At 63.4% G+C, this 22424-nt stretch carries 23 protein-coding genes and 1 riboswitch; of the genes, 5 read left to right on the top strand and 18 right to left on the bottom strand.

The features are described 5' to 3' along the window. Window positions 1–32: 32 nt before the first annotated feature. The 13 genes from QCE49_RS00310 to QCE49_RS00370 form a co-directional block, all read right to left on the bottom strand. Window positions 33–944, bottom strand: a complete 912-nt coding sequence (locus QCE49_RS00310) for an MBL fold metallo-hydrolase (RefSeq protein WP_250456645.1) — start codon at window positions 942–944, stop codon at window positions 33–35. Continuing rightward, the gene (locus QCE49_RS00315; RefSeq protein WP_250456670.1) at window positions 941–1498 is read right to left on the bottom strand and encodes a DUF1289 domain-containing protein; all 558 of its coding nucleotides are present in this window, start codon (window positions 1496–1498) and stop codon (window positions 941–943) included. Before QCE49_RS00315 ends, QCE49_RS00310 begins: the two co-directional genes overlap by 4 nt. Window positions 1499–1542: 44 nt before the next feature. Further along, window positions 1543–2040 carry a YbaK/EbsC family protein gene (locus tag QCE49_RS00320; protein ID WP_008351951.1) on the bottom strand — a complete coding sequence of 166 codons (498 nt, stop codon included), beginning with the start codon at window positions 2038–2040 and terminating at the stop codon, window positions 1543–1545. A gap of 16 nt (window positions 2041–2056) precedes the next feature. After that, entirely contained in the window at window positions 2057–2980 is a 924-nt protein-coding gene (locus QCE49_RS00325) for a hydroxymethylglutaryl-CoA lyase (RefSeq protein WP_175979729.1), read from the bottom strand. Window positions 2981–3005: 25 nt separating this feature from the next. Beyond that, window positions 3006–3947, bottom strand: a complete 942-nt coding sequence (locus tag QCE49_RS00330) for a glyoxylate/hydroxypyruvate reductase A (protein WP_008351949.1) — start codon at window positions 3945–3947, stop codon at window positions 3006–3008. A gap of 19 nt (window positions 3948–3966) precedes the next feature. After that, the gene (gene bioB, locus QCE49_RS00335) at window positions 3967–5010 is read right to left on the bottom strand and encodes a biotin synthase BioB (protein WP_008351947.1); all 1044 of its coding nucleotides are present in this window, start codon (window positions 5008–5010) and stop codon (window positions 3967–3969) included. A gap of 4 nt (window positions 5011–5014) precedes the next feature. Then, window positions 5015–5716 carry a dethiobiotin synthase gene (gene bioD / locus QCE49_RS00340; protein WP_034470374.1) on the bottom strand — a complete coding sequence of 234 codons (702 nt, stop codon included), beginning with the start codon at window positions 5714–5716 and terminating at the stop codon, window positions 5015–5017. Beyond that, window positions 5713–6912, bottom strand: coding sequence for an 8-amino-7-oxononanoate synthase (gene bioF / locus QCE49_RS00345; RefSeq protein ID WP_250456644.1), 1200 nt, complete (start codon window positions 6910–6912; stop codon window positions 5713–5715). Before bioF ends, bioD begins: the two co-directional genes overlap by 4 nt. After that, entirely contained in the window at window positions 6909–8219 is a 1311-nt protein-coding gene (locus tag QCE49_RS00350) for an adenosylmethionine--8-amino-7-oxononanoate transaminase (RefSeq protein ID WP_309805622.1), read from the bottom strand. Before QCE49_RS00350 ends, bioF begins: the two co-directional genes overlap by 4 nt. 283 nt (window positions 8220–8502) lie before the next feature. Continuing rightward, window positions 8503–9759, bottom strand: a complete 1257-nt coding sequence (locus QCE49_RS00355) for a dienelactone hydrolase family protein (protein ID WP_034470383.1) — start codon at window positions 9757–9759, stop codon at window positions 8503–8505. A gap of 328 nt (window positions 9760–10087) precedes the next feature. Continuing rightward, a complete protein-coding gene (locus QCE49_RS00360) occupies window positions 10088–10507 on the bottom strand; it encodes a YchJ family protein (protein ID WP_250438846.1) in 420 nt (139 codons plus the stop codon). Continuing rightward, window positions 10504–11112: a glutathione S-transferase family protein gene (locus QCE49_RS00365; protein ID WP_008351936.1), complete on the bottom strand. Its 609-nt coding sequence runs from the start codon at window positions 11110–11112 to the stop codon at window positions 10504–10506. Before QCE49_RS00365 ends, QCE49_RS00360 begins: the two co-directional genes overlap by 4 nt. A gap of 13 nt (window positions 11113–11125) precedes the next feature. Next, window positions 11126–11803, bottom strand: a complete 678-nt coding sequence (locus QCE49_RS00370; protein WP_008351935.1) for an SDR family oxidoreductase — start codon at window positions 11801–11803, stop codon at window positions 11126–11128. A gap of 118 nt (window positions 11804–11921) precedes the next feature. Here QCE49_RS00370 and ubiM point away from each other — a divergent pair, with 118 nt between their 5' ends. The 3 genes from ubiM (at window position 11922) to QCE49_RS00385 (ending at window position 13741) form a co-directional block, all read left to right on the top strand. Continuing rightward, a complete protein-coding gene (gene ubiM, locus QCE49_RS00375) occupies window positions 11922–13103 on the top strand; it encodes a 5-demethoxyubiquinol-8 5-hydroxylase UbiM (protein ID WP_008351932.1) in 1182 nt (393 codons plus the stop codon). A gap of 91 nt (window positions 13104–13194) precedes the next feature. Continuing rightward, window positions 13195–13446: a hypothetical protein gene (locus QCE49_RS00380; RefSeq protein ID WP_250438849.1), complete on the top strand. Its 252-nt coding sequence runs from the start codon at window positions 13195–13197 to the stop codon at window positions 13444–13446. Beyond that, on the top strand, window positions 13433–13741 hold the full coding sequence (locus QCE49_RS00385; RefSeq protein WP_409017121.1) for a hypothetical protein: 309 nt from the start codon (window positions 13433–13435) through the stop codon (window positions 13739–13741). Before QCE49_RS00380 ends, QCE49_RS00385 begins: the two co-directional genes overlap by 14 nt. A 137-nt stretch (window positions 13742–13878) precedes the next feature. On the opposite strand, the gene QCE49_RS00390 is transcribed toward QCE49_RS00385, so the two are convergent. The 4 genes from QCE49_RS00390 to QCE49_RS00405 are packed head-to-tail and all read right to left on the bottom strand — an operon-like array spanning window position 13879 to window position 18134. Continuing rightward, the gene (locus QCE49_RS00390; protein WP_250433439.1) at window positions 13879–15072 is read right to left on the bottom strand and encodes an acetyl-CoA C-acetyltransferase; all 1194 of its coding nucleotides are present in this window, start codon (window positions 15070–15072) and stop codon (window positions 13879–13881) included. Then, window positions 15065–15844, bottom strand: a complete 780-nt coding sequence (gene can / locus QCE49_RS00395) for a carbonate dehydratase (protein ID WP_250456642.1) — start codon at window positions 15842–15844, stop codon at window positions 15065–15067. Before can ends, QCE49_RS00390 begins: the two co-directional genes overlap by 8 nt. 30 nt (window positions 15845–15874) lie before the next feature. Next, a complete protein-coding gene (aceK, locus tag QCE49_RS00400) occupies window positions 15875–17677 on the bottom strand; it encodes a bifunctional isocitrate dehydrogenase kinase/phosphatase (RefSeq protein ID WP_008351924.1) in 1803 nt (600 codons plus the stop codon). A 34-nt stretch (window positions 17678–17711) separates the two neighbouring features. Next, window positions 17712–18134, bottom strand: a complete 423-nt coding sequence (locus QCE49_RS00405; RefSeq protein ID WP_008351922.1) for a MerR family DNA-binding transcriptional regulator — start codon at window positions 18132–18134, stop codon at window positions 17712–17714. Window positions 18135–18240: 106 nt separating this feature from the next. Between QCE49_RS00405 and QCE49_RS00410 the strand changes: the two genes are divergently transcribed. After that, window positions 18241–19314 carry an MBL fold metallo-hydrolase gene (locus QCE49_RS00410; protein WP_250456641.1) on the top strand — a complete coding sequence of 358 codons (1074 nt, stop codon included), beginning with the start codon at window positions 18241–18243 and terminating at the stop codon, window positions 19312–19314. A gap of 6 nt (window positions 19315–19320) precedes the next feature. Here the strand turns inward: QCE49_RS00410 and QCE49_RS00415 are convergent, their stop codons facing one another. Next, the gene (locus tag QCE49_RS00415) at window positions 19321–20916 is read right to left on the bottom strand and encodes an ABC transporter substrate-binding protein (protein ID WP_250433892.1); all 1596 of its coding nucleotides are present in this window, start codon (window positions 20914–20916) and stop codon (window positions 19321–19323) included. Window positions 20917–21079: 163 nt separating this feature from the next. After that, window positions 21080–21255, top strand: a riboswitch (yybP-ykoY riboswitch). 88 nt (window positions 21256–21343) lie between these two features. Between QCE49_RS00415 and QCE49_RS00420 the strand changes: the two genes are divergently transcribed. Continuing rightward, window positions 21344–22354 (top strand): sodium:calcium antiporter, encoded by a 1011-nt coding sequence (locus QCE49_RS00420; RefSeq protein WP_034470401.1) that lies wholly within the window; start codon window positions 21344–21346, stop codon window positions 22352–22354. Window positions 22355–22424: the final 70 nt, after the last annotated feature.

Consider the following 22424-nt stretch of genomic DNA (forward strand, 5'->3'; position numbering starts at 1 on the left):
CAAGCGGCTTTCTTTTTGTGCACTCGGGCGGTTCAGGCCACCGACACGGTTTCGCCGCTCACGTTCACCGAGCCGCCGCGCGCCAGTTCTCCGACGATTTTCTCGACGAGCGTATGACATTCGCCCGATGGCGCGAGCGCATCGGCGGCGGCGCGCATCGCGCGGGCGTCTTGCGTCATCGTGATGAGCGCATCGAGCGTCATCGTGCGCACTTCCATCAACTTGAAGACGATCAGCACCTTGAGCGCGTTCTTCGCGTTGCGCGCGGGATCGGCCTCCAAGTATTCGAGTCGCGACGAAGCGACCTCGAGCGCGCGCGCAACGTCCGTGAACGGCGCGCCGTGGCCGGGAATCACGATATCGACGTCGAGCGTCGATATGAGTTCGAGCACCGCGCGTTCTTCCGCGAAACCGCTGTCGCCTTCGAGTTCGGGAAAGATCACGCCGAAGCCGTTTTCCCACAACGCGTCAGCGCTGATGAGCACGCGCGTCTCGGGGCAATGGAGCATCAGCGAATGCGGATCATGGCCCGGCGCGCCGAGCACGTTCCAGTCGAAGCCGCCGAGCGCGAGCGTCGCGCCGTGCGCGATCGTGCCCGTGAAATCGAAGCGATCGCAGCGCTGGCCGGTCGCGCGAAACGTGAGCGCGTCTTCGTCCCACGCGCGCACCGCGTGCGCTTCGCTTGCGGGAATCAGCGTGTCGCAGGCGTACGTGCGCTGGAGCAGCGCGTTGCCGCCGCAATGATCCGAATGCAGATGCGTGTTGACGATCAGATCGAGCTTGCGCGCGCCGAGCTTTTGTTTGACCAGCGCGAGCGTTTGCGGCGCGTGGGATACATAGCCCGTGTCGACGATCGCGGTGCCTTCGGCGCTTCTGAACAGCACGTTGTTCGACGAGAGCCAGCCGCGCTCGAAGACCGTCATCGACTCCGGCAGCGTTCTCACGCGCGTGTCTCCAGCGGCATCACGACGATGGTCGCCGTCGCCTTCATCACCGTTTCGCCGAGCTGATTGCGCGCGTCGCCTTCCAGCTTCACGAGATCCCCGTTCAGACTCGCTTTCCACTTCGCTTCGGTCACGCGCCAGGACATCGCGAGCACGTCGTTCGCCTTCACCGCGCGCGTCAGCCTGATGCCGAATTCGAGTCCGAGCGGCTGCGCGTATTGCGAGAAGTGCGTGGCGAGCATCGCCATCAGATGCGCGGTCGGCTGCGTGCCCGATGCGATCAGCGCACCGAAACGGCTTGCGCGCGCGTAGGCGTCGTCGTGATGCAGCGGGTTGAGATCGTTGACGAGCGTCGCGAAGTGCTTGATCGAATCGGGCGGCAGCGTGAGCGTCGCGTCGAACGATTCGCCGAGCGTCACCACGCGCGCGCCCTGACGACGGCTCTCGACGCGCGCGAGCACCGCGCGTTTCGCGTCATCGTCATGGGAGGACCACGCGGCGATTTCGCCGATGTTGCGAAAGCAGCCGTCGCAGAAACCGGTCTCCGGATTCATGCGGCATACATCGACGCACGGCGACGCAACGTCCGTCACATTCGTCACGATTCCGCCGTCTCGCGCAACGCGACGTCCGCGACCGGCGCGCCCGTCAGCTCGATCAATTCCTGCGGCGACAGATTGAACACCGCGTGCGGATGCCCGGCCGCCGCCCACAGGCTGTCGAGCGCGAGCAGGTCTTCGTCGATGAGCGTGACCGGCGTGACCGCATGGCCGATCGGGCACACGCCGCCGATCGCATAGCCGGTCTTCTCGCGCACGAACTTCGCGTCCGCGCGCGCCAGAGCGCCGACGCGCGCCGCGACCTTCGCTTCATCGACGCGATTCGCGCCGCTCGCGATCACGAGCACGGGCGCGTCGTCTTCCTTGCGGCGAAACAGAATCGACTTGGCGATCTGCGCGACCTCGCAGCCGAGGCCGGCCGCCGCTTCCGCCGACGTCTTGCCGGTTTCGGGCAGCATCACGACGTCATGCGGATGGCCGCGTTCCTTCAACAAAAGCGCGACGCGGCGCGCGGAATCGGGCAATTGATCGATCATCTTTGTCCTTTGTTGTTCAGACGCAGGCGGCGGCGCCGTCGCGTTTCTTCGTGAAGATCGCCTTTCCTGCACGCGACGAACTCGGCTTGCCGATCGCGCGCGAAATGAAATCGCCGATATCGACGAGCTGATCCAGATCGACGCCGGTCTCGATGCCGAGCCCGTTCATCAGATACACGACGTCTTCGGTCGCGACATTCCCGGTCGCGCCCTTCGCATATGGACAGCCGCCGAGCCCCGCCACCGACGCGTGGAAGATCTCGATGCCTTCGAGCAGCGCCGCATAAATGTTGCCGATGGCTTGCCCGTACGTGTCGTGGAAATGTCCGGAAAGGCGCTCGCGCGGAAACGCTTTCTGCGCTGCCGCGAGCACTTCGCGCGTGCGTTTGGGCGTGCCGACGCCGATGGTATCGGCGATATCGATCTCGTCGCAGCCGAGCGCTTTCATGCGTTCGACGACATCCACGACCGATTCGATGCTCACTTCGCCCTGATACGGACAGCCGAGCGCGCACGAGATGGATCCGCGCAGCCGCATGCCGGCGTCCTTCGCGGCTTTCGCGACCGGCTCGAAGCGCGCGATGCTCTCCGCGATGCTGCAATTGATGTTCTTCTGCGAGAACGCCTCGCTCGCCGCGCCGAAGATCACGATTTCATCGGCTTTGGCTTCGAGCGCGCCTTCGAAGCCGCGCATGTTCGGCGTGAGCACGGAGTAGATCGTGCCCGGACGGCGCTCGACGCCGGCCATGAGTGCGGCGGCGTCGGACATTTGCGGCACCCATTTCGGCGACACGAACGATGTCGATTCCACGTTCACGATGCCCGCCCGCGCGAGCCGGTTCACGAGCTCGATTTTGGTTTCGGTGGGCACGAATTCCTTTTCGTTCTGCAGGCCGTCGCGCGGCCCGACTTCGACGATTTTCACTTTTGACGGAATCATGTCTCTGTCTCCTTTCGATGTGGTCTCAGTACCCGCGCTTGAAATCGACGATGCCGCTGATCGGCTCGCCGCGCGCGAGCGCTTTGATCTTGCCGGCGATCTGCACGATGCTTTCCTCGCGCAGCGTTTCCGCCGAAATATGCGGCGTCACCGACACGCGCGGATGCGTCCAGAACGGATGTTCCTGCGGCAGCGGCTCGGTGTGGAAGACATCGAGCGTCGCGGCGGCGATCTGGCCGCTGTCGAGCGCGGCGATGAGATCGGCATCGACGAGATGCGGGCCGCGCGCCACGTTCACCAGATACGCGCCGCGCGCGAGCTTGCCGAACGTGCGCGCGTTCAGAATGCCTTCGGTGTCCGGCGTGTGCGGCAACAGATTGATGAGCACTTTTACGCCGTCGAGAAACGCGTCGAATTCGTCCGCGCCCGCGTGAACGTGGACGCCTTCGATCGTCTTCGGCGTGCGGCTGTATCCGCGCACGGGCACGCCGAGTTTCAGCAAACCCTTCGCGACTTCCGCGCCGAGCACGCCGAGCCCGAGCACGCCGACAGTGAACGATTCGCGCGCGTGCTGCGGCAGTTTTTCCCAGCGGCCTTCGCGTTGCAGGGCGTCGTATTCGTCGAAGCGGCGCAGGTAGCGCAGCACGCAGTACGTCGCGTATTCGACCATCTGCTGCGCCATGCCGGTGTCTTCGAGACGCACGAGCTTCGCGTTCGGCGGCAGCGTGCCGGGTTCGCGGCGCTCGACATCGAGAATCGCGTCGACGCCCGCGCCGAGATTGAACACGGCCTGAAGATCGGGACGATTGGCAAAGAGCTCGCGCGGCGCGCGCCACACGATCGCGTAGTCGGCGCTCGCGGTGTCGCCCGGCTCCCATACGCGCAGGTCCGCATCGGGCAACTCGCGTTTCAGGCCGCCGAGCCACGCGTCGATATCGGCGCCCTTCTCGTAGAAGATGATTTTCATGGCCGCGTCCGTTTTCCGTTTAGTTCGCGTGCTTGTGTCCGCAACCGCGTTCGGCTTCCTGCGCGCCGGCGTTCTGCGCGGCTTCCGCGCGCATGCCGAGGCGCTCGATCAGCTTGCGGTCGGCTTCGGCTTGCGGGTTGCTCGTCGTCAGAAGCTGATCGCCGTAGAAGATCGAGTTTGCGCCCGCCGCGAAGCACAGCGCCTGCAACGCTTCATCCATCTGCTCGCGTCCGGCGGACAGACGCACCATCGCCTTCGGCATCGTGATGCGCGCGACCGCGATCGTCCTCACGAACTCGAACGGATCGAGCGCGTCGACGCCGGTGAGCGGCGTGCCCGCGACCTGCACGAGATTGTTGATCGGCACCGATTCCGGATACGGCTCCATGTTCGCGAGCTGCGAGATCAGTCCCGCGCGTTCGCGTCGCGATTCGCCCATGCCGACGATCCCGCCACAGCACACGTTGATGCCCGCGTCGCGAACGTGTTCGAGCGTATCGAGGCGATCCTGATACGTGCGCGTCGAAATGATCTGGCCGTAGAACTCCGGCGACGTGTCGAGATTGTGGTTGTAGTAATCGAGGCCGGCGTCGCGCAAGCCTTGCGCCTGATGCGCTTCGAGCATGCCGAGCGTCACGCAGGTTTCGAGGCCCATCGCCTTCACGCCGCGAATCATGTCCTTGATCGGCTCGAGATGGCGATCCTTCGGATTGCGCCACGCCGCGCCCATGCAAAAGCGCGTCGCACCGTTCGACTTCGCGACTTCGGCTGCCTTCAGGACTTCATCGACGTCCATCAGTTTTTCGGCCTTGAGGCCGGTGTCGTGATGCACCGACTGCGGACAGTACGCGCAATCTTCCTCGCAGCCGCCCGTCTTGATCGACAGCAGCGTGGACAACTGCACCGCGTTCGGATCGAAGTGTTCGCGATGCACGGTCTGCGCGCGGAAGAGCAGATCGTTGAACGGCAGTTCGTACAGCGCGACGACATCGGCGACGCGCCAGCGCTGCATCGGTTGCGGCGTGGTTTTCGAGGTGGTCTCAGTGGCGATTTGCTGTGTCATGAATTCAATCCTTTTGATGAAGCGAGTCGGTCAGAGCGCCGATATCGAGCGAATCGGCGGCGCGCGTTGCATCGGGTGCCGCGAGATGCGGAATCACGCCGATGAGCGGCGCCTTGATGCGTTGTTTCAGTGTTGCGATGTTTTCGTCGGGATACAGCATATTCGGATCGACGCGATTCGCCACCCAGCCGGCGAGCTTCAGGCCGCGCGACGCGATGGCTTCGACCGTCAGCAACGCATGGCTGATGCAGCCGAGCCGCATGCCGACGACGAGCACGACCGGCAGATTCAGCGCGACGGCGAGATCGGCGGTGTCGTGCGTGTCGGTGAGCGGCACGCGAAAACCGCCGACGCCTTCCACCACGACGATATCCGCTTTCGTCATCGCGAACTGATGCGCTCGCACAATGCGCCCGATGTCGAGCGCCACGCCTTCGCGCGCCCCAGCGATATGCGGCGCGATCGGCTCGCGCATCATGAACGGCGTGCGGATGTCGTTCGGCAGCGCGACGTTCGCGGCGGCGTCGAGCTGATCGGCGTCTTCGTTGTGCAGCACGCCGTCGCGCTCGACCGCGCCCGACGCGATCGGCTTCATCGCGGCGGCGGAAAGGCCCGCGCGCGCGAAGCCGTGCAGCAGCGCGCAAGAGACGAGCGTCTTGCCGATTTCCGTATCGGTTCCGGCGACGAACAGGGATAAAGCGGTCATAGCGTATTCAAAGCGTTTAACGCGTGATCGAGCCGCGCAAGATCGTCGTCGCTGTGCGCGGCGGAAAGGGAAATGCGCAGGCGCGACGTGCCCGCCGGAACCGTCGGCGGACGAATCGCCGGAACCCAGAGGCCTTGCTTGTCGAGCGCGGCGGCGATTTCCAGCGTTTCGTCGTTGCCGCCGATCACGAGCGGCTGCACGGCGGTATGCGAATCGACCGGCATCCAGCGCGTGCGTTTCAGCATCGCGCGCGTGGTGTCGATCAGCGACGCGAGGTGCGCGCGGCGCGCGTCGCCTTCATCGCCCGCGATGATTTCGATGCTCTTCGACACCGCATGCGCGACCGCCGGCGCGGACGCCGTCGTGAAGATATACGGACGCGCGCGCTGAATGAGCCATTCGATGACGGTTTCATCCGCCGCGACGAACGCGCCCGACACGCCCGCCGCCTTGCCGAGCGTGCCGACATAGACGAGATGCGGCGAGCGCAGTGCGTAATGCGCCAGCGCGCCGCGTCCTTGCGGGCCGAGCACGCCGAAGCCGTGCGCGTCGTCGACGACGAGCCACGCGCCGTACTTCTCCGCAAGCTCGACGAGACGCGCGAGCGGCGCGATATCGCCGTCCATGCTGAACACCGTGTCGGTGACGATGAGCTTCGTCGCCGTTTCGTCGCGGGAGGCGTCGAGCATCGCGTCGAGCGCGTCGATGTCGGCGTGCGGATAAATCTGCGTTTGCGCGCGCGACAGGCGCACGCCGTCGATCAGCGATGCGTGATTGAGCGCGTCCGAAAACACGAGCGTGCCGCGTCCGGCGAGCGCCGTGACGACCGCGAGGTTCGCCATGTAGCCGGTGCTGAAGTAAAGCGCGCGCGGGCTGTCGACGAAACCGCCCGAGAACGCGGCGAGATCGTCTTCGAGTTGCGCGTGCGCGCGTGAATGGCCGCCCAGCAGATGCGAGCCGCCGCTGCCCGCGCCGAAAAGCGACGCGCCTTCGGCGAGCGCCGCGCGAATCGCATCGTGCGCGGCGAGGCCGAGATAATCGTTGCTCGCGAAGCCGACGATCGCGCGGCCATCGACGGTCATGTGCGCGGAACAGGCGCCGTCGATCGTCTTGCGGCGACGCCGCAGGCCGCGCGCATCGATATCGTTCAAGCCCTGTTCGAGCGTTTCGTACAACGCTCTCGCTGTCGTGCTCATGCTGCGACCCCCGCGAGCGTGGCGTCGAGCGTTTCGCGCGTGCGTTGCGCGAGGAGCAGCAGTTCGTCGTCGGAGAGGATGTACGGCGGCATCATGTAGACCGTCGCGCCGATGGGGCGCATCAGCAGTTCGCGCTGCAACGCGTTTGCGAAGAAGCGGCGCGAGAACGTCTTGTCGTCGATATCGACATCGAACGCGAAGATCGTGCCGCAATTGCGCAGATTCTTCACGCGTTCGTGCCCGCCGACGCGCGCGCGCAACGCCTCGCCCAGCAACGCCGATTTGCGTTTGTTTTCCGCGAGCACGTTCGCGCTGTCGAACAGATCGAGCGTCGCCAGCGCGGCGCGGCACGCGAGCGGATTGCCCGTGTACGAATGCGAATGCAGAAAGCCGCGCGTGACGTCGTCGTCGTAGAACGCGGCGTAGATGTCGTCGCGCGTGAGCACGATCGAAAGCGGCAAGTATCCGCCGCTGATGCCCTTCGACAAGCAGATGAAATCAGGCCAGATGCCCGCCTGCTCGCACGCGAAAAAAGTGCCGGTGCGCCCGCAGCCGACCGCGATTTCATCGGCGATCAGATGCACGCCGAATTCGTCGCACAGCGCGCGCAAACGCGTGAGATACGACGCGTCGTACATCGACATGCCGGCCGCGCACTGCACGAGCGGCTCGACGATCACGGCCGCAAGCTGCGACGCGCGCTGCCCGAAGAGCGCGCGCATCGCGGCGATGGCTTCGTCGATGCCGACCGCCGCCGGCGACGCGACCACATGCGCGTGACGGATCAGCGGATCGTAAGCGTCCTTGAAAATGGCGACGTCCGTCACGCCGAGCGCGCCGATCGTTTCGCCGTGATAGCTGTTCGCGAGACACGCGAATTCGCGCTTCTCGCTTGCGCCGCGATTGCGCCAGAAGTGAAAGCTCATCTTCAGCGCGATCTCGACCGCCGACGCGCCATCGGACGCGAAAAACGCATGGCCGAGCGTGCGATCGGTGAGCGCGCAAAGACGCTCGGCCAGTTCGACGGCCGGCGCGTGCGTGCAGCCCGCGAGCATCGCGTGTTCGAGCGTGTCGAGTTGATCCTTGAGCGCGCGGTTGATGTCGTCGTTCGCGTGGCCGAAGAGATTGACCCACCACGAACTGATCGCATCGAGATAGCGGTGGCCTTCGTGGTCGTAGAGCCACGCGCCCTTGCCGCGCGCGATCGGCACGAGCGGCACGCGCTCGTGATGTTTCATCTGGGTGCACGGATGCCACACGGCCGCAAGCGAGCGGGCAACCCAGTCCTGATTGGCTTCTGTGTTCAAAAACGGCTCCCAGGCCCGCGCGCGCGATGCGGGCCGGATACATCGGGCAAGCGCCAGGCGCCTGCGTTACGGGGAAACTGCGTGAAAACTGCGCGAGTCAATTATCCCTAAAACATGGCCGACCTTCCGTATTCGGAAGGTTTTTTGGACATGCGTGCGCGCGCAATGGAAATGCGAAAACGCGCTATCGCGTGCAACGTCGGCCAAATGGGTCGCTTAACGTGCGATCGACGCAAAAACGCCGGCGCGAAGGCCGGCGTTCCCGACAGGCGGAAAAGGTGTTCTAGCGTGACGCCGTCTGCGTCTCGGCGGCCTGATCGTTCCAGACGACGCGATTATTCACCGCGTACAGCCGGCACGGATCGGCGCTCTGCTTCTGGCAGCTCGCGATGGCGACGGCCATCGGATCGTCGCCGCCTTCGGCCCACGACCACGCGCCCGAATCGGACACGGCGAACGCGCGGCTCGAATACTGCGAAAGGAAGTTGCGATAACCGGCGCGGCCGTTTTCATCGACGAACGGCACGGCCTGCACGGAATCGAGGTCCGCGAAGTGCGTCGCGTTCGGCATGCGCGGCTCGGCCACCTGATATTGCACGGCGGTCGGCATGCCGATCTGCGCGAGGAAGGCCTTCACGCGCGGCCACCAGATCTGCACGCCGTCGCGGTCGCCGACGAGCCGATGCGCGTCGTTCTTGTAGCTGCCGAAATCGACCATGTTGGCGCGCGCGCCGTGCGCGGTGAACGCGGTGTACATCTGCGCGGACAAGTCGCCGTCCCAGACCGAATCGTTGTCGCCGTAGAGCCACAGCGACGGCAGGCGCACGTTCTGCCCGTAATCGCCGAACGCGTTGACGAGATTCTTCCGCCAGTCGCCGCATTCGTCCTGACGCAGCCCGCCCGAGAAATTGATGAGACCGCGCACGCCGGGCGCCGCGACGGCATCGCGCGCGCCGTAGGCGATGGTCGTCAAACCGCCGTGCGACGTGCCCGCGACGACGATATGCGTCTTGTCGACATACGCTTGCTGGCTCATATAGGCGATGGTCGCGGCGACGTCCTGCGCTTGCGCGAACCCGTTCGCCTCGACGTCGCAGCCGTGGCCGGTGTAATCGCCGCCCGAGCCCGCGAAGCCGCGCCGGTTCGGCACGACGACGACATAGCCGTGGCGCACGAATTCACGCGCGAGCGCGACCGGGCGATTGCGCGGTTGCGCGTGCGAATCGCCGGGGAGCTTGCCGTGATTGAAGACGATCATCGGGAACGGGCCGGCGCCGTCCGGCTTGAACACGGTGGTTTCGAGCGAGATGTCGGCTTCGGGAATCTCGATGACGCTTTCGTTCAGTCCGATCGCGACGACGGGCAGGCCGGCATCGAGCGAATCGGGAATCTGCGAGAGCGTCTGGCCGAACGCGGGCGCCTGCAGACCTTCGGATTGACGCACGCCGCCGACCGGTTCGGCACGCACGGCGGACGTGACGAGCGATGCCGCGAGCGCGCACACCATGCTGCATCCGACCAACCAGGTTCTGATCGCCATCCGTGAACTCCGACTGCGCTTCCAAAGGACGTTGATACGGCGAGCCCCGAACGTCTTTTTGAAGTCACAAACCTATCGCGCTGCTCGATGAGAGCAGTATCGGCTGCGGGTTCCGGGAGTCATGCCCTGAAAAGGCATGACAATTGGCTTCAAAACGGGGCTTCGCTGCGAGTGTCCGGGCACGGGAATGACAGCGCCCTGACGTGAACACAGATTAACCGTTCAAAATTGCACTGCACAATAAGAGAAACCCCGTAACTGTTTAATCTGTAAGGAAATTCTTAGGAAATTAATACCGCGTGCCACAGCATATTTCTTAAAGGAATATTTAGTTTTCTTTAATCTGACCATCAACATAGATCCAGTTTCCGGCGCTGTCTCGCGTGAAGCGGCTGGCTTCGTGCAAACGATGCGCGCGCCCGCCGACCTTGTAGCGCGCGACGAACTCGACTTCCTCGTGATTCGCGTCGGTCGGCGTGTGGCGTTTGATCTGCAAGCCGAGCCAGCGCGTGCCGGCGTCGGAGGCGTCGAGATCGGGCGGGCAGGTCGCTTCCGCCCAGGTCGCGCGCAGATACGCGGTGTCGCCGAGCACGTAGGCGGTGTAGCGCGAGCGCATCAGTTCCATTGCGTTCGCGGGCTTTTCGCCGCCTTCGATGAATCGTCCGCAACACGCGTCGTAACGCGGCGCGCGCGCGTCAGGCCGCTGGCCGGGCGCGGCGCCGCCGCACGGACATTCCACGAGTTTCATTGATCGACACCCGGCATGACGACATGGCGCGGCTGGCTGCGCACGCGTTCGAGCCACGCGCGGATCGCCGGATAGCGCGACAGATCGAGATTCGCCTGATCCGCGACATGCGTGTACGCGTACAGCGCGATATCGGCGACGGTGTAGCGCTCGCCGACTAAAAACGTGCGCGTCGACAAATGCCGCTCCATCACGTCGAGCGCGCGATACGAACCGGCGATCTTCTCCGGCAGTCGCGCGTCGCCGGGATTCTTCTGAAACTGCAGGATGAAGCGCGCCACCGCGACATACGGCTCGTGGCTGTACTGCTCGAAGAACATCCACTGCAGCACTTGCGCGCGTTCGAGCCGGTCGTCGGGCATGAGCGGCGTGCCGTCGGCGAGATAGCAGAGAATCGCGTCCGATTCGGAGAGCGTCGTGTTCTCGTCGATGACGAGCACCGGCACCTTGCCGTTCGGATTCAGCTTTTTGAATTCGTCGGTGCGAGTTGCGCCGTTCATCATGTCGACTTCGTGCCAGACATAAGGCTGGCCGAGCTGTTCGAGGACGAGGCGAACCTTGTGACAGTTGCCCGATGCCGAAACGCCGTGTACCTGATAGGTCACATTCACTCCTTGTTCACCATTCGATCTTCGTGCCGTCGTACTGCACGAAAGTCCCATTGAATTCCTCGCGCAGCGCGCCCGCTTCGGCGATCACCGCGCGCATGCCGGCGACGCTGCGCGCGACGTCGATCGCCGCCGATGGCCCGCCCATTTCCGTGCGAACCCAGCCCGGATGCAGCGCGATGCACGCCGAATGCCGCGATTCCAGCGACGCCACCTTCAGCGCGGAATTGAGCGCCGCCTTGCTCGCGCGATACAGCCAGCCGGTCGTGCCGCTCGTCTCGGCGATGCTGCCCATCTTGCTCGACACGACCGCGAGCACGCCGTTCGCGGCGTCGGTCAGCGGCAGGAGCACGGGAATCAGTTGCATCGGACCACGCACGTTGGTGTGCATGACCTGATCGAAGTCCTCCGCGCCGATCGTCTCGACGCCTTCGGTGCGCGGTCCATACACGCCCGACACGACGATCGCGACATTCAGCTTTTCCTCGTCCAGTTGCCAGGCGAGCGCGGCGATCTGCTCGGGCTGCGTGACGTCGAGCGGGAAGGTTTGCGCACCCATCGCGTCGAGCGCGGAGAGCGAGGTTTTATCGCGGGCCGTGGCGAGCACGCGCCAGCCGTCGCGACAATATTCGCGTGCGAATTCGTGGCCGAGGCCGCGCGACGCGCCGACGATCAGAACCGTTTTCATGAGCGACATGTTCCTTGTGTGAACAGACTTCGTGAATATAACGCGCGACCCGCTGTCGCGGATCGCCGTTCGGCCTTTCGGCTATCGTTGTGCGCTTTCAAACAGCAGGACCGGAAAGATGATGCAAACCGATGTCGTGATCGTCGGCGCGGGGCCGGCGGGCTTGTGTCTCGCGAACGCGCTGAGCGGCGCGGGTTTGTCGATCGTGTTCGTCGAGCAGCAAAGCCACGACGCGCTGCGCGAGCCCGCCTTCGACGGCCGCGAGATCGCGTTGACGCAGAAATCCGTCGCGTTTCTCAAGACGCTCGGCGTGTGGGAGCGCATCGACGCGCACGCGAAATCGCAGTTGGCCGATGCGCGCGTTTTCAACGGATCGTCGCCGTTCGCGATGAAAATCGGTCATGCGCTTTCCGGTCACGACGAGCTCGGTTGGCTCGTGTCGAATCATCTGATCCGGCGCGCCGCGTTCGAAGCAGTGAGCGCGGACGTCCGCATCATGACGTCCGAACGCGTGACCGACCTCGATACCGACGCATGTGGCGCGCGCGTGCGGCTCGAAAGCGGCGAGACGATCGCGGCGCGGCTCGTCGTCGCGGCAGACAGCCGGTTCTCCGCGACGCGCCGCATGATGGGCATCGCCGCCGACATGCACGATTTCGGCAAGTCGATGTTGGTCTGCTGCATGACGCACGACGTGCCCCACGATCACGCGGCGTGGGAATGGTTCGGCCACCGGCAGACGCTCGCGCTCTTGCCGATGAATCCGGATCCGGAGACGGGCGCGCATCGGTCGTCGGTTGTGGTGACGCTCGAGGCGCGCGACATCGAGCGCCTGAGCAAGCTCGACGAGGATGCGTTCAATCGCGAGATCGAACGCCGCTTCGAGCGCAGACTCGGGACGATGGCGCTGCGCACGACGCGGCATGTTTATCCGCTGGTGTCGGTTTATCCGAAGCGCTTCGTGGCGAAGCGTTTTGCGACGGTCGGCGATGCGGCGGTCGGCATGCATCCGGTCACGGCGCACGGGTTCAACTTCGGGCTGGCCGGCATCGAGACGCTCACGCGCGCGATTCGCGACGCGCAGGCGGCGGGGCTCGACATCGCCGGCGATGGGCTGCTCGCGCGATATGAAGCGAAGCATCGGCAGGAAACGCGGCCGCTTTATCTGATCACGCGATTCATCACGGAGGTTTATACGCGCGACTCGCTGCCGGCGCGGATCGCGCGCGATGCGATGCTGCGGATCGGAGAGAAGCTGACGCCGTTCAAGCGGGCCGTGGCGATGTCGCTGGCGGGGTGAGTGAGATTTCGCTTATTTCGTTTGGATGACTAGTCGTGCTTATTGAATTCGATAGAGTGACGACTGTCGCAACATCGATAAGGAGCCGAGCATGTTCAAGATCATCAAGGCCGAGTTACCTTGGAATATAACCGCCGAGGAGATTCGCGAATACGCGGAACAGGCTGCCATCCGTCGCAAGCTCGAGATCGAAAGCCGCAAAGGGACGGCCGAGGAATACATCGACAGTCCCGAGTACAACAGCCGTTTCATCGATCATCTGCTGAACTTTCCGAAACTCGACGTGGAGGACGACTTCTTCGATCGTCATCCGAAACGAGGAGCCTCCGATGTATCTGGCTGATACGAACGTGATCAGTGAAACGAGACTCGAAGAACGCGCCAATGAAGGCGTTCGCGTGTTCTTCCGGCAAGCCAAGCTCGATAAGAGATGCGTTCATCTCTCCGTCATGACTGTCGCGGAACTTCGACAGGGCGTCGAGCGGGTGCGCCGAAGAGGCGATAAACGGCAGGCCGAAAAGCTCGAATCGTGGGTGAACAACGTCCTGCGAGAATCCTGCCGGCGGGCAAGGAGATCGGCAGGCTATGGGGAAACCTGCGCGCGCCGCACCCTGAACCCGCTTTGGACAAGCTCATAGGTGCAACGGCCATTTTCCACGGATTGACGGTGGTCACGCGCAACGTCAGAGACTTCGAGCGAATGGGCGTCGAGATGCTGAATCCCTTCGAATAGGAATGAATGCGGCCCGGCTCGCGCCGGACCGGCCCGGAACACTCAAACCAACTCCACCCCCATCGCCGTCGCCTCCCCACCGCCGATACACAAGCTCGCCACCCCGCGCTTCAGCCCACGCGCCTTCAACGCACCGAGCAGCGTCACAAGAATCCGCGCGCCCGACGCACCGATCGGATGCCCGAGCGCGCACGCGCCGCCGTTCACATTGACCTTGTCATGCGGCAGATCGTGCTCACGCATCGCGGCCATCGTCACGACGGCGAACGCTTCGTTGATTTCATACAGATCGACATCGCCCGCGCGCCAGCCGTTTTTCTCGAAGAGCTTGCTGATCGCGCCGACGGGCGCCGTCGTGAACAAGGCCGGTTGTTGCGCGAACGTGCTGTGTCCGGCGATACGCGCGATCGGCGTGACGCCGAGCCGCATCGCGGTCGATTCGCGCATCATCACGAGCGCCGCCGCGCCATCGGAAATCGACGACGAATTCGCGGCCGTCACCGTGCCGTCCTTCGCGAACGCGGGCTTGAGCGACGGAATCTTCTCGATGTTCGCCTTGAACGGCTGCTCGTCGCGCCCGATCACCGTCTCGCCCTTCCTGCCCTGTACCGTCACGGGCGCGATTTCCCAGTCGAACGAGCCATCGTCGTTCGCTCGCTGCGCGCGCCGCAGCGATTCGACCGCGAACGCATCCTGCGACTCGCGCGAGAACGCATACGACGAAGCGCATTGCTCCGCGAACGCGCCCATCAGACGGCCTTTTTCGTAAGCGTCTTCGAGGCCGTCGAGGAACATGTGATCGAGAACCTGACCGTGACCCATGCGCATGCCGCCGCGCGCTTTCGGCAGCAGATACGGCGCGTTCGTCATGCTTTCCATGCCGCCCGCGACGATCACGTCGACCGATCCGGCCAGCAGCATGTCGTGCGCGAACATCGCCGCGCGCATGCCCGAGCCGCACATCTTGTTGATCGTCGTGCAGCCGGTGGATAGCGGCAAGCCCGCGCCGAGCGCCGCCTGACGCGCGGGCGCCTGACCCTGACCGGCGGGCAGCACGCAGCCCATGATGGCTTCGTCGATCTGCTCGGGTTTCAATCCCGCGCGTTCGACCGCCGCCTTCACCGCAGCAGCGCCAAGCTGCGGCGCGGTCAGCGACGCGAAATCGCCCTGAAACGCGGCCATCGGCGTGCGCGCCGCCGACACGATGACGATCGGATCGTTCCTTGTCTCACTCATGTTTCAGCTCCTTGATGACGCCCTTGATCACTTCGGGAACGTCGCCCAAGCGTTCGGCAAGTGCCGCATCTGACGCGAGGACATCGTTTTCCGCGGAATGCGCGCCGCTGCGAGTCATCGCGGCAACGCACGACTGATAAACCGGATCGATCTCGGCCGGTGCGCCGATCATCATGCCCATGTTGCGCAGGCGGCCGTCGTGCACGCCGTAGGTCCAGCCGTGCACGGTGAGCTCCTGTCCGCGCGCCCATGCGTCCTGAACGACGGTCGTGCGGCACACGTTGATGGTCTGCTCGATCGTGTTCAGCTCCACGAGACGGCGATGGCGCGCGTCGCCCATCGGCCATTCGTCGAGCAGCGCGCCGTGCTTTTCGCGCACGTCTTCGACATGGCGCAGCCAGTTATCGGCGAGACTGACGCGCCGCCCGACGAGCGCCGCGCCCACGCCCGAGCAGCCGTAATGGCCGACGACCATGATGTGCTTCACCTTCAGCAGATCGACGGCGAACTGGATCACCGACAGACAATTGAGATCGGAGTGCACGACGACGTTCGCGATGTTTCTGTGCACGAAGACTTCGCCCGGCGGCAAGCCGATGATCTCGTTGGCCGGCACGCGCGAGTCCGCGCAGCCGATCCACAGATATTCGGGCGTCTGCTGATGCGCGAGGCGCTCGAAGAAAGCGGCGTCTTCGGCGAGCTTGCGTTCGACCCATTCCTGATTGTTTGCGAACAGGTGAGCAAGCGGCGTTTTATCGTCAATGTGTTTCATGTTCGAAAGTCAAAAGCCGGACCGCGCGCTTCACGCGGCGCGCGCGTCCGATCGGCCGGGCTCGTCGAAACGCTCCGGGTAACGGATGCAGAATCGGACGTCCCGGTCATAGGGAAAGAAATCGGCGAGTTCGCCGCGCAGCAGTTGTTCCTTGTGATGCTGCCAGAACGCGGGATCGAAAAAATCCGCGTGATGACGCATGAACGCTTCGCGCACGCGCGGATCGCCGAGCAAAAATGTGCCGTACGTTTCGGGAAAGATATCGTGCGGCCCGACGGTATACCACGGTTCGCCGGACAGCTCGTCCTCTTCCGTGCGCGGCGCAGGGACGCGGCGCACGTTGCAATCGGTCAGATACTCGATTTCATCGTAGTCGTAGAACACCACGCGACCGTGCCGCGTCACGCCGAAGTTCTTGTACAGCATGTCGCCGGGGAAGATGTTCGCCTGAATCAGCTGTTTGATCGCGTCGCCATATTCCTTGATGCCGTGATCGACGTCGTCGGCGTTGCCGTTCTGCAGGAAGAGATTGAGCGGCACCATGCGGCGCTCGATATACACATGCCGGATGACGAGCTTGTCGCCTTCGTATTCGATCATCGAAGGCGCTTCCTTTTCGAGTTCGCGGATGAGCGCGTCGTCGAGGCGCGCGACCGGCAGCGCGACGCTCGAATATTCGAGCGTATCGGCCATTCGGCCAACGCGATCGTGCCGCTTCACGAGTTGATATTTGTCCTGAATCTTCTGCCGCGTGGTTTCCTTCGGCGGCGGAAACGCGTCCTTGATGAGCTTGAACACGTAAGGAAACGACGGCAGCGTGAAGACGATCATCACGAGTCCCTTGATGCCCGGCGCGACGATGAACTTATCGCTCGAGTGCGACAGATGATGCAGCAAGTCGCGATAGAAATCGTTCTTGCCCTGCTTCTGCAAACCGACCGACGTATAGATTTCGGCCTTCGGCTTGCGCGGCATGATCGTGCTCAGAAATTGCACGAACGCCGACGGCACTTCCATATCGACGAGAAAGTACGAATGCGAGAAGCTGAAGATGATGAGCACCTGCTCGCGCGAGAGCAGCACGGTATCGAGCGCGAGCAAGCCGGGCTTCGTATGCCGGATCGCGATGGCGAAGGGCAGCAGCGCATCGCCGTTGATGATCCGCCCGACGACATACGCCGCCTTGTTGCGAAAGAACAGCGACGAAAGCACATGAATCTGAAAGTTCGGCGCCGGCGTGATATCGCCGAAGGCTTCGCGCAGCGCCTGCATCACGCATTGCACGTCGCGCGGCAAATCCTCGAACGGCGGTTCCAACTGAAAGTTCGTGACGATGCGTTCGAGCGTCGCGGCGAGGCCGTCCTTTTCCGGGTAATACGCGCGATACGTCGGCTTTGCGGCGGGCTCGTCGTTCTCGATGTATTCCGTCGAAATGGCCGGCCGCACAAAGATGAAGTCATTGTTGAAGTACGAGCGATGCAGGATCTTGCAGCACACGGAATTGAAGAACGTTTCCGCGCATTCCGGCTGACGATGCGTCGTCAGCAAGCCGATGTAATGCAGCTTGATCTGCTGCCACACGTCGTCCTCGATATTCTCCGCGTCGTATTCGTCTTCGAGCGCCGTCACGCATTCCGTGACGCGATCGTCATACGACGCGATGCGATCGCGCGCCAGTTGTTGCAACGCGAGCCAGTCGCCGCGCTCGAATAGCTCCTTCGCCTTGATCGCGGCTTCGCGGAACACGCGGTAATGATGCTCGAAGCCTTCGAGTATCGTCTTGGCGACATCGAAGCCGATTTGCGACGAGAGCAGCTTGGGGAAATGATTCATATCGACCCTGCGCTTCCTGTGCGGGCGTCACGCGTTATGCCGCTTTGGGTTTGCGTGCACGCTTTTCCGCGCCCGCCGCGAGCAGCGCGCGGCCCTGTTCCTCATACGCGGAAAGTTCGGCGAGCGTCGTGTTCAAGTCTTCGAGCTGACGCTGCAGCACTTCGCGATGCGCCGCGATCGTATCGACGAAAGCCTGTAGCTGCGTCGCGGTGCCGGTAGGCGAGTCATACAGATCGAGCAGCGTGCGGATTTCCGACAGCGTGAAACCGAGCCGCTTGCCGCGCAGCGTGAGCTTGAGGCGCGTGCGATCGCGCGCCGAATACACACGCCGCAGGCCGTTCGAGCCTTCGCGCTTCGGCGCGAGCAGCCCCTGATCTTCGTAAAAGCGAATGGCGCGCGGCGTAATGTCGAACTCGCGCGCCAGTTCGGTGATCGTGTAATGCGTCGGTTGGGTCATTGCCGGCCGGCAGCGCAAATGCGCTGCGCAACGTTAGAATGGACGTTTACGTTATCGTCAACTTGGCCAAATTGCAACGCGGCGCAAACCCGGAGACAGGCACCGAATGAACGCACTCGAACACCAGCTCGACTATGTTTTCGCGGACCGGCTGCCCGAATCGGGCGGCGTCATGGAAGTGGCGCCGGGCGTGTTCTGGCTGCGCATGCCGCTGCCGTTCGCGCTCGATCACATCAATCTGTGGCTGCTCGCCGATGAAATCGACGGTGTGAAAGGCTGGACCGTCGTCGATTGCGGCATTTCGAGCGATACGATCCGCGCGAACTGGGAGCGCGTGTTCGATTCCGTGCTCGATGGAAAGCCGGTGCTGCGTGTGATCGTCACGCATTGTCATCCGGATCATCTGGGACTTGCCGACTGGATCTGCACGGGCGGCGACAAGCATCGATGGAACGTGCGCCTGTGGATGTCGCTCGGCGAATACGCGATGGGCCGCGTGATGGCCGCCGGCGACGGCTCGAACGCGGGCGGCGAGCGAGCGGCGGCGCATTTCGCGGCGCACGGCCTGTCCGACGAAGCGTCGCTCGATGCGCTGCGCAAGCGCGATAGCTATTACCCGACGCTCGTGCCGTCGATTCCGGCGGAATATCGGCGTATCCGCGATGGCGATGTCATGCGTATCGGCGCGCGCAATTGGGAAGTGGTGTCGGGCTACGGCCATTCGCCGGAGCACAGCGCGCTTTTCTGCGCCGCCGACAAGTTGCTCATTTCCGGCGACATGGTGTTGCCGCGCATTTCGACAAACGTGTCGGTGTTCGCGGTCGAGCCGGAAGGCAATCCGCTTGCGCTGTATCTGGAATCGCTCGGCCGCTACGAAACCATGCCCGCCGATACGCTCGCGCTGCCCTCACACGGCAAGCCGTTTCGCGGCGTGCAAACGCGCATCGGGCAATTGCGCGAGCATCATCGCGCGCGGCTGGCGGAAGTGCGCGACGCGTGCGCTCAAAAGCCATGCAGCGCCGCAGACATCGTCCCGCTCATGTTCAAGCGCAAGCTCGATATTCATCAGATGACGTTCGCGCTCGGCGAAGCGCTCGCGCATCTGAACCTGCTTTGGCTCGATGGCACGCTGAAACGTCAGACCGGCGCTGACGGCGTGATCCGGTTCACGCCGGCCTGACTTCGCTTACTGCACGGAAACAGCGCCGAAATTCACGCGCCCGAACGGACTCACGTTATAGCCGCTGACGTTCGCGCGCGTGAGCGCCGCCGCCGTCGGATAGACGAGCGGAATCCACAGCGCCTGATCGTGGATGATCTTCTGCGCATCGACATACGACTTCGTGCGTTTGGCGACATCGGCGGTCGACTTGCCATCGGCGATGAGCTTGTCCAGTTGCGGATCGCAATAGCGCGCGAAGTTGATGCCCGACTTCACCGCGTTGCAACTGAAAAGCGGCGACATGTAGTTGTCCGGGTCGCCGTTGTCGCCGGCCCAGCCCATGAACAGCATGTCGTGCTGACCCTGCTTCGCCTGCTTGATGAGTTCGCCCCATTCGATCACTTTCACCTGCGCCTTCACGCCGATTTTCGCGAGATCGGCTTGCAGCAATTCCGCGCCCGCCTTCGGATTCGGATTGAGCACGCTGCCGTTCGGGCGTACCCAGATCGTCGTGTCGAAACCGTTCGGAAAGCCCGCATCGGCGAGCAGCTTCTTCGCATCGGCGGATGAATATTTGTACGCCTCGATGCTCTTGTCGTAACTCCACGTATTCGGCGGATACGGATTCACCGCTTGCGTCGCCGTGTTGTCGAACACGGTCTTCATGTAGGTCGTGCGATCGAAGGCCATGTTGATCGCCTGACGCACCTTCGGATTGTCGAGCGGCTTCTTCTGCGTGTTGAGCGCGACGAACGCCGTCATGAATGCGGGCGCTTCGCTCACCTTCAGCGACTTGTCCTTCTTCGCGTCGATGACGTCCTGCGGCTTCGGCGACAGCGCGATCTGGCATTCGCCCGCCTTGATCTTCTGCGCGCGCACGGCGGCGTCGGGCGTGATCGCGTAGATCAGCCGGTCGATCTTCGGTTTCGCGCCCCAGTACGACGGATTCACGTCGTAGCGGATGACCGAATCTTTCGTGTAGCTCTTCAGCACGAACGGGCCGGTGCCGATCGGCTTGCTGTTCAGATCGACCTGCTGGTTCGCCTTCAGCAGCTTGTCCGCATATTCGGCCGAATAGATCGATGCGAAGCCCATCGTGAGGATCGGCACGAAGGTCGCGTTCGGCTCGTTGAGCTCGAACTTCACGGTATGGTCATCGACTTTCGATACGGCCTTGATGAGCTTCACGAGGCCCATCGACTGCGCGTGCGGAAAGCCGCTCGCGCCCGCGATCTTGTGCCACGGATTGTCGTCCGAGAGCATGCGCGAGAACGTGAACACGACGTCGTCGGCACTGAGCGGGCGCGTCGGCTTGAAGTAATCGGTCGTCTGAAACTGAACGTTCGGACGCAGATGGAATGTGTACGTGAGCCCGTCGCTCGTCACGTCCCACTTTTCCGCGAGCGAGGGCACGACCTTCTTCGCGGCTTCGTCGTAGGAGACGAGCGTATTGAAGATGACATCCGCCGATGCGTTGGTCGTTACGAGCGAATTGAATTGCACGACATCGAAGCCGTCCGGGCTCGATTCGGTGCAGACGGTGAGCGGCTTGGACATCGCGAGCATCGGCGCGGCGAGCATGGCCATCGCGGCGGCCGCGGCGAAGAGTTTCAGACGCATGAGATCTCCCGTGATCTTCATTTTTGTTCGTGGATGAGCTTGAGCACGCGCAGCAAGCGACGCGCCCGGCGCGGCCAGATTAGCGGATGCATCCGTCGACGACAACGATCCGATCGGCATACGCTTATTCCGCGGGTTGCCGAAACGGGGCGCATCGGGCTAAACTTGCGCCTTCTTTGGGGAGTAGCCTTCCTTCGCGAGCGAAGGAGAACGCGTCAACATCCTCGGCCCTGCTGCCGTGGCGCGTTCGACCGGAACGGTTTGGCGAGACCATCGATGCGCTATGTCGTTCCTGGCCGGACGGCGCGTGGCGCATCGTGGTTCGCTCGACGTCCGGCCGTGGAATCATCGTGTCCCCACAACTACAACATCCCCGTTTCCCGCGCACGCTCGCGCACCCGTCGCATGTTTTGATGCGAGGTGCCGCATGACGATGCTCTTTCTCGAACTCGCGCTGATGCTCGCGATCATCCTGGTCGCGGCGGAGCTATTCACGAATGCGCTCGAACATCTCGGCGAACGGCTCGGCATTTCCGAAGGCGTGACCGGATCGCTGTTCGCGGCGGTCGGCACGGCATTGCCCGAGACGACGGTGCCGATCATCGCGCTGCTCGGCGGCACGACGAGCCGTGCGGTCAACGAAGAGATCGGCGTCGGCGCGATTCTCGGCGCGCCGCTTATGCTCGCGACGCTTTCGACGTGTCTGATGACGTTCGCGATCCTCAAGTCGCGCGGCATGAGCGGACGCATCGTGCCGGAGCGCAGCGGCTTCGTGCGCGATCTGAACTTCTTTCTGGTCGCGTTTCTCATCGCGTGCGCCGCGATGTTCGTGCCGCATCACGCGTGGCAAGTGCGCGCGTTGTTCGCGGTCGGGCTCGTCGCGCTCTATATCGTTTATGTGATTTCGACGTTCAAGGCTTCGGCGAAGCTCGTCGAGGGCGGACACGGAACGGAAGCGCCCGAGGCCTTGTTCGCTTCGCGTCTCGGTTTGAAAACGTCGCTCGGCACGATCATGCTGCAGTTTTTCTTCGGCATCGTGCTGCTCGTCGGCGGCGCGAAGGGCTTCATTCACGGCGTCGAGGGCGTGTCGCATGCGCTGGGAATTTCGGCGCTGCTGCTGTCGCTCATCATCATTCCGATCGCGACGGAACTGCCCGAGAAAGTGAACAGCATTCTGTGGGCGCGCCGAGGAAAGGACACGCTCGCGTTCGGCAACATCACCGGCGCGATGGTGTTTCAAGGGACGTTGCTGCCGGCCATCGGCATCATGCTGACGCCGTGGGAGCCGCGTATCGAAGTGCTGACGGGCGTGCTCATCACGCTCGCGGCGGCGGCGTGGCTGCGCTTCAATGCGAAGGAGAACGGCGTCGTGCTGTGGGCGCTGCTCGGCAACGGCGTGCTGTACGCGGCCTATCTCGCGTTGACGCTCGGGCGCTGACAAGCTGCGGCACAAAGAAGAATGCCCGCGCGAGGCGGGCATCGAAGAGCGAAGCAGCGCGCCGAGAAAA

The organism is Caballeronia sp. LZ008 (assembly GCF_031451435.1).
Classification (GTDB): Bacteria; Pseudomonadota; Gammaproteobacteria; order Burkholderiales; family Burkholderiaceae; genus Caballeronia; species Caballeronia zhejiangensis.